This window comes from Lysinibacillus boronitolerans JCM 21713 = 10a = NBRC 103108 (genome assembly GCF_000772935.1).
GTDB lineage: Bacteria > Bacillota > Bacilli > Bacillales_A > Planococcaceae > Lysinibacillus > Lysinibacillus boronitolerans.
In genome coordinates, this window is record NZ_JPVR01000060.1 from 61,622 (window position 1) to 68,222 (window position 6,601).

The 6,601-nt window shown below is 36.8% G+C and carries 7 protein-coding genes and 5 tRNA genes; 3 read left to right on the plus strand and 9 right to left on the minus strand.

All coding sequences use genetic code 11. The features are described 5' to 3' along the window. Positions 1-21: 21 nt before the first annotated feature. Both CD31_RS03930 and CD31_RS03935 read right to left on the minus strand, forming a co-directional pair. Positions 22-1,107 carry an S-layer homology domain-containing protein gene (locus CD31_RS03930; protein WP_036075897.1) on the minus strand — a complete coding sequence of 362 codons (1,086 nt, stop codon included), beginning with the start codon at positions 1,105-1,107 and terminating at the stop codon, positions 22-24. An 82-nt stretch (positions 1,108-1,189) separates the two neighbouring features. Continuing rightward, the gene (locus CD31_RS03935; RefSeq protein ID WP_016992092.1) at positions 1,190-1,549 is read right to left on the minus strand and encodes a VOC family protein; all 360 of its coding nucleotides are present in this window, start codon (positions 1,547-1,549) and stop codon (positions 1,190-1,192) included. 180 nt (positions 1,550-1,729) lie between these two features. Between CD31_RS03935 and CD31_RS03940 the strand changes: the two genes are divergently transcribed. The 3 genes from CD31_RS03940 to CD31_RS03950 are packed head-to-tail and all read left to right on the plus strand — an operon-like array spanning position 1,730 to position 3,840. Further along, positions 1,730-2,326 carry a TetR/AcrR family transcriptional regulator gene (locus CD31_RS03940; protein WP_016992091.1) on the plus strand — a complete coding sequence of 199 codons (597 nt, stop codon included), beginning with the start codon at positions 1,730-1,732 and terminating at the stop codon, positions 2,324-2,326. After that, a complete protein-coding gene (locus tag CD31_RS03945; RefSeq protein WP_036075898.1) occupies positions 2,327-3,028 on the plus strand; it encodes an SGNH/GDSL hydrolase family protein in 702 nt (233 codons plus the stop codon). It begins immediately after the preceding gene. 2 nt (positions 3,029-3,030) lie between these two features. Beyond that, on the plus strand, positions 3,031-3,840 hold the full coding sequence (locus tag CD31_RS03950) for an SDR family NAD(P)-dependent oxidoreductase (RefSeq protein WP_036075899.1): 810 nt from the start codon (positions 3,031-3,033) through the stop codon (positions 3,838-3,840). A 40-nt stretch (positions 3,841-3,880) separates the two neighbouring features. Here the strand turns inward: CD31_RS03950 and CD31_RS03955 are convergent, their stop codons facing one another. From CD31_RS03955 to CD31_RS03985, 7 genes are all read right to left on the minus strand, one after another. Next, complete coding sequence (locus CD31_RS03955) at positions 3,881-4,555, minus strand: ABC transporter ATP-binding protein (protein WP_016992088.1); 675 nt, start codon at positions 4,553-4,555, stop codon at positions 3,881-3,883. 2 nt (positions 4,556-4,557) lie between these two features. Continuing rightward, the gene (locus tag CD31_RS03960; protein WP_036075901.1) at positions 4,558-5,589 is read right to left on the minus strand and encodes an ABC transporter permease; all 1,032 of its coding nucleotides are present in this window, start codon (positions 5,587-5,589) and stop codon (positions 4,558-4,560) included. A 484-nt stretch (positions 5,590-6,073) separates the two neighbouring features. Continuing rightward, a tRNA-Leu gene (locus CD31_RS03965) sits at positions 6,074-6,154 on the minus strand. Positions 6,155-6,201: 47 nt separating this feature from the next. Beyond that, positions 6,202-6,275 (minus strand) — tRNA-Cys (locus CD31_RS03970). An 8-nt stretch (positions 6,276-6,283) separates the two neighbouring features. Beyond that, a tRNA-Gly gene (locus CD31_RS03975) sits at positions 6,284-6,358 on the minus strand. Positions 6,359-6,363: 5 nt separating this feature from the next. Continuing rightward, positions 6,364-6,438: transfer RNA gene (locus CD31_RS03980), tRNA-Gln, on the minus strand. Positions 6,439-6,442: 4 nt separating this feature from the next. Beyond that, positions 6,443-6,518 (minus strand) — tRNA-His (locus CD31_RS03985). Between the last annotated feature and the right edge of the window lie 83 nt (positions 6,519-6,601).

Genomic DNA, 6,601 nt, shown 5'->3' on the forward strand with positions numbered 1-6,601 from the left:
TGGCTTGCTTTCCTTTTCAGATTATTTCATTGTCCGATTGAGCAATTCAAACACAACTATGTCATTGTGTAGCTCTTTGACTAATCCTATATCATCTACAAAATAATAAGTTTTCACCACATCACTAAATTCTGACCTTTTCTCTACTATAACCACGCCCGTATATTGCACTTCACCAGCTTGTACTGTGCCATCAGTAGATTTTACAGTTACTCGTTCCCCGGCAGAAATCCCTGGATCATCTTCATGTAAAACAACACCTATTCTAAGTGGCAGTTCTATATATAAATCATAATGTGTGTTAGCTTCACTAGCAACGGCTTGACCGTATGCTCGATCATGACCATATAAAAGCTCATCAGAAATAGTTTGTCCTGTAGTTACATTTTTGACTGTCCATACATCATTTTTACCGTCGTGTTGCTGATATTGATAGTTTAAAGTATAACGCTTATTGTCACTTAAAGAATAATAGGCATACGTATATTCAAATGCGGGGTCCTTTAGCAAGTTAGGCTTTGATAGCGTCATTGCTCTTGCTAAAAACGCTGAGAAATGGGCGCGTGTAACAGGGTCATTAGGTTTAAACGAACCATTCTCATAGCCCCTTACTAAATGATTATGGGCCAGAGTTAAAATTTCTTTATAACCCGGTGTCTGCTTACTCACATCTGTAAAATAATAAGGATCTGAACCTTTTAATTGAAAGGCCCTACTTAGCACAATCGCCATTTCCCCCCTTGTAAGCGGTGCATCTGGTTGAAATTTATGGGCTGTATCAAATATACCTTTATTTTGCACAGCCGCAATTTCTTTATAAAATTTATGGGTGGTTGTTACATCTTGATAGTTTGGATTTTGTACATGGATCGTGTTTAATCCTAAAGCACGTGTTAGCATTACAGCTACCTGTGCTTTCGTAATATAATCATTCGGCTTGAACAAGTTATTCGAATACCCTTTCGCAATATCCTGTTCTACTAAATAATGAATTTCTGTAGTCAATGTATCATCCGTTAGATCGATAAAGTTGGCTGCCTGCACTTCCTTTGGTAAAATACCAATCGTTATCAGGATCAAACATACTAGCTTCAATATGTTCTTCATATTATCCCTCCTCCTTCGATTCTTTACCCATAAAGGCGTATTCATATGCTTAAAATGAAAAAAGCCTCTATTAAAAGAGACTTTATTCGTTATTTTTATATTGAATTAATCCAATCCCTATTCCAGTCGGATCGACCAAATAAGCAAGATAGAAATCATCAAACGCCATTTTGTCACGCAAAATAGTAGCACCGTTGTGTTTTGCCTGTGCAATGACTTCGTCAATTGCATCGACTTCAATTTGAATTCTTGTACCATGTGGAAAATCGCTTGGTCCTTTACCAATGCCACCATTTATTCCAGCTTTGTCTTCATTTCCAGTCATAACTGCCCAATAATCCCAATTTGGAGCTGCCACCTCCCAGCCAAACACTTTACTATAAAAAGCTGCCGCTTTCTCCGGTTCCTGACTATTTAATTCAAAGCCAATCACTCTTCCCATCCATATGCCTCCTCTTTATTTTTAGCATAACAAATAATTCAACAATTAATTGGAATTCCCTTCCTAAAGGCTTTAGAAATTTGACAATATTCCGAATAAAAAATTTATGTATTTAATTAGTTAGAAAATTATGTATAATTAAATTAGAACGACTGTTCAAATTATTAAAGGAGTACAACATTGAGTAAAAGACGCTATGACAGTGATAAGGCAAAGATTGAAATTATCAAACACGCCATCCAATTATTTTCTCAACATGGCTATAATCAGACATCTGTTGGTGATATTGCGAAAGCCTCTGGTTATAGTAAAGGACATATTTATTATCATTTCGAAAATAAAGAAAAGTTATTTGTGCTTTTGGCGCAGCAATCGATGAAAAATTGGCATGACAAATGGTTGCAACAAGAATCTTCATACACCACATCAACAGATAAATTGTATGGTATGGCCATGCATGTCCTCTATGAGTATCAAACACCTTTACTAAAGTCAGGTCAGGAACTGGCATCTAATCCAAAATCAAGTCCTGATTCTATACAACAGTTATTTAATTTAGCTATTACGCCAATGAATGCTTATCGAGCAATTCTTCAAGAGGGCATCGACAAAAACGAATTTATTAATGGCAATGTTGATACATGGACCATCTTACTTGGTACATGGCTAGGTGGATTATGTCAGCTCACCAATACTCAAAATTTAAAATCATTAGAACCACTCTTTCAACAGGCAATAACGATTTTCTTAAAAGAAATTAAAAAAGGTGGGATTTAAATGAAAGTAGGTTTAATAGGTGATAGCTTAACAGAAGGTCGTCCAGGCGTTTCATTTTATAATGTCTTGAAACTTCAATATCCTCATATTTCATTCGATAATCTTGGCAATCCAGGCGAGACGATTAAAAGTTTATTTACTCGCTTGGAAAAAGCACCACTCCAATCTTCCTATGATCTCCTTATTATTTGGATAGGCGTCAATGACGTCTATTCAAAATTATTAAAGGTGCAAGCACAACCAGTGGTGAAGGATCATATTGAATTCGAAGAGTACTGCCTCAAAGTAGTAGAGAAGGCACATGCCGCTTCTAAAAATGTAGTGTTAGTATCTCCAGCATTAGTAGGAGAAGATCTTCAAAATCACTCTAACAAAGAAATAAAAGACCCAACGTCCGTTATGGAGTCCATTGCATTGAAATCTGGCAACATTTATTTTGTGAATATGCAAAATATCTTTAAAGAGCATTTAGAGCATTTGGAGTGCTCAGGCTTTATTAATACGAATGTAATAAGAGTCCTACTGGATGTTTTATTTTACAAAAATCCTTTACGTATCGATAAATTATCTCAAAAAAGAGGGCTACATTTAACTTTGGATGGTGTTCATTTAAATAGTAAAGGTGCTGATTTAGTGGCACAGCAATATAGCTCTATCATTGAACTTTATAAAGACGAAGGAGACAAAATCAGGAGGTTCTAAAGATGAGAAAGGTTGCAGTTGTTACAGGTGGTGTATCAGGGATAGGAAAGGCTATTTGCCAGGAATTAATTGCTCGCCATATATTTGTCATTATTGCTGATATTCAAGAACATGAGGGTCGTATATTAGAAGCAGAGTTAAATAAGGATGCTGTTCATGCAAAATTTGTACCTTTAAATGTAACCGATTACAAAAATGTAGCTTCTGTCATTCATGATGTCTTTGAAGAATTTCACCGTATAGATTATCTGTTTAATAATGCTGGTATCGCTATGTATGGAGAGATGGGTGAAATGACTATTGAGGATTGGAAGGAAATTATGGCCATTAATTTATGGGGTGTCATTTATGGGACTCAAATAGGCTACCCACTTATGAAAAAACAAGGTTTTGGACATATCGTCAATACCTCCTCTGCTGCAGGGTTAGGGCCTTCTCCTTTTTCTACTGCATACGCCACTACCAAACATGCTGTTATAGGGCTAACAACCTCTCTACACTATGAGGCTGAGGAATTTGGGATTAAGGTGAGTACCTTATGTCCAACCTTTGTGGATACACCAATATTCGATAATGCAAAGGCGATTCATATGGATAAATCCATTATCACCAAACAATTAAAGCAGCAAAAAATGATCTCTCCTCAGCGAATTGCAAAAATGGCTATAGAAGGTGTTCATCAAAATAAGCCTATCATTTGCCCAATGCCCATGCGCAAAACTCTGGATGTTGTTTTTACTATTTTTCCTTTTCTACACAAAGCGTTAATGAGAATGGTTTGTAAAGTGAGTCGTAATGCACGTTTAACCTAATATTACACAAGGCTCCCTACTAATGGGAGCCCTGCTTATTTTATAATACGACACCATCGCTCATTTTAATAATACGATCTGTATAAGCCAACATTTCTTCGTCATGCGTCACTAATAATGTTGTTATATTTAAAGTTTTTGTTAATGTTCTTAATAACAACATAATCTCTTTTGAGCGCTGTGAATCTAAACTTGCTGTTGGCTCATCTGCAAACAATACTTTTGGTTGATGAATAATGGCACGAGCAATCGCTACACGTTGCTTCTCTCCCCCTGACAAGGAAGAAGGATAGGCAGTTTTACGATGTTCCATTCCAACTAACTCCAATAGCCGATTGACTTCATATTTCTGTTCATTCTTTTTTAATGAAGATTCAGCAACATCTAACATTAATAACAATTGCTCCTCCACTGTCAAAAATGGGACGAGATGTGCAAATTGAAAAACAAAGCCGAATTTACTTGCACGTAATTTTCGTATCTGTTCAGGGCTCATCATAGTTAGATTTTGTTCTTCAAATAGCACTTGCCCATCTGTTGCTGGTTGTAATCCTGCTGCTATCGTTAATAATGTACTTTTCCCAGAGCCAGAAGCACCTACCAATGCTGTAATCTCTCCCTCTTTTAAAGAAAGATTGATGCCCTTTAAGATTTCCTCCTCGACTTCTCCATTCTTAAACGTTTTTCGTACTTCATCCATTGTAAATACCGTCATGATTAAGCCTCCCCTTGCTGTATTGCTTGTAACGGTTCAATTTTTTTAATTTGTATTCCTGATAATGTAGCACCGATAAAGCCTATGAGGAGGAACACAATGGATAACTGTGTTGTAGTACCCATTGATAAGGTGAATGGCATCCCCTTAGGAGCAACGACGTTGAAAAGCTGGCTAAGGCTGACTGATACAATAAGTGAAAAAATTGTAATAATAGCCATCTGTGTCCAAATCATTTTAAATAGCTTACTTGTTTTTAATCCAATCGCTTTTAAAATACCATACAAGCCAATTTTTTGTACATTCATCATATAGAAGAAAATAGCAAACAACATCCCACTAATCACCACTAAAAACCAGATAATCATATTTAAAGATAACTGTTCCGCATTATAACTAGGGATAGTATTGAGAAATTCTTTATTGCTATAAGCTTGCAATCCCTTAATATCATTTGGCTCACTATTTGGTACAAAAATTAACTGCTTATCATCTACTCGATACATCTCCTGATAAGCCTTTTCACTAATATAAGCAACGGGAGCATGGCTATATTTTTTTTGCTCTACAAAACCTTTTACAATAAACTTTCCACCGTACTGATTATTCGTTAATATATCTCCAACTTGAATTCCTTTATCTTGCAGCGAACGATCCAAAAGCACCTCGTTTTGTTGCACATTGCTAAAAAGTTTAGATTCCGTTGATGTCACAAAGGCTACACTTTGCTGTTTATCATCCTGATCGTTTAAAAAGCCCATCTGGATCGAAAATGCTACTGCCTCTTTTTCTTTACTTATGACTTTCTGTTGCAGATCGCTATCGATTCTTGAAAGATTAAACGTGCCATCCGCATCCTCAGCCATATAAAATTGTCCCTTCGGCAAATCCTTAATTAAAGCTGCATTATCCTGTGACAGACCATTTGCTAAACCCGAGATAATAAACGTTAAAAAACTAACTAGGAAGATAATGGAGCCCAAGATTAAAAACCGTACTTTATTCTTCTTCATTTCTTTCCAGGCAAGATTCATCACTAACCCCTCCATTTCTTTGATTACTCATAGCTTATAATTGTTAAATGAACAGAGCATGAACTAATCGTTAAAATGTAGGGATGATATAGAAAGCCACTCTATAAAGGCATTTTTATCCCATAGAGTGGCTTCTTTTGTGAATTTTATTTATCTTTACTTGCTAAAATCTTATTTTGTTATAGAACCTCGCCTTGAATGAATTGCTATTTTTTGATTTTTAATCACGGTCTTACTATTTTATACGAACTGTGAATATCAATTGTTGTATGAATATAGTACCTATAATAGAAGACAAGCACACATTTATCTATTAGTTAACGTTACCACGATCATCGTGATTACATATAATATAGCTGTTGTATAGGCAACAATAAGACCCATTCAGTCTACCTCTTTTTTTATCTATGTTTATATACATTCTATAATTTTTTACAATAAAAAAAGAATCCCTAATAAATCAAGGATTCTTCGTTGTAATTGATACCGGTGGTCGGGGTCGAACCGACACTCCAAAGGAACACGATTTTGAGTCGTGCGCGTCTGCCAATTCCGCCACACCGGCATAATGGAGATAAAAAAAATCGGATAAACCGATTAACAGTTAAAATATGGAGGCGGCAACCGGATTTGAACCGGTGATAAGGGTGTTGCAGACCCGTGCCTTACCACTTGGCTATGCCGCCGTCATACATGGAGCGGAAGACGAGGTTCGAACTCGCGACCCCCACCTTGGCAAGGTGGTGTTCTACCACTGAACTACTTCCGCAAAAATGGCTGGGGTACTAGGATTCGAACCTAGGCATGACGGAATCAAAATCCGTTGCCTTACCGCTTGGCTATACCCCAACAATGGGGCGACTGATGGGAATCGAACCCACGAATGCCGGAACCACAATCCGGTGCGTTAACCACTTCGCCACAATCGCCATTGTATTATGATGTTTATTAATTTTATATTAGATGGGGCGACTGATGGGAATCGAACCCACGAATGCCGGAACCACAATCC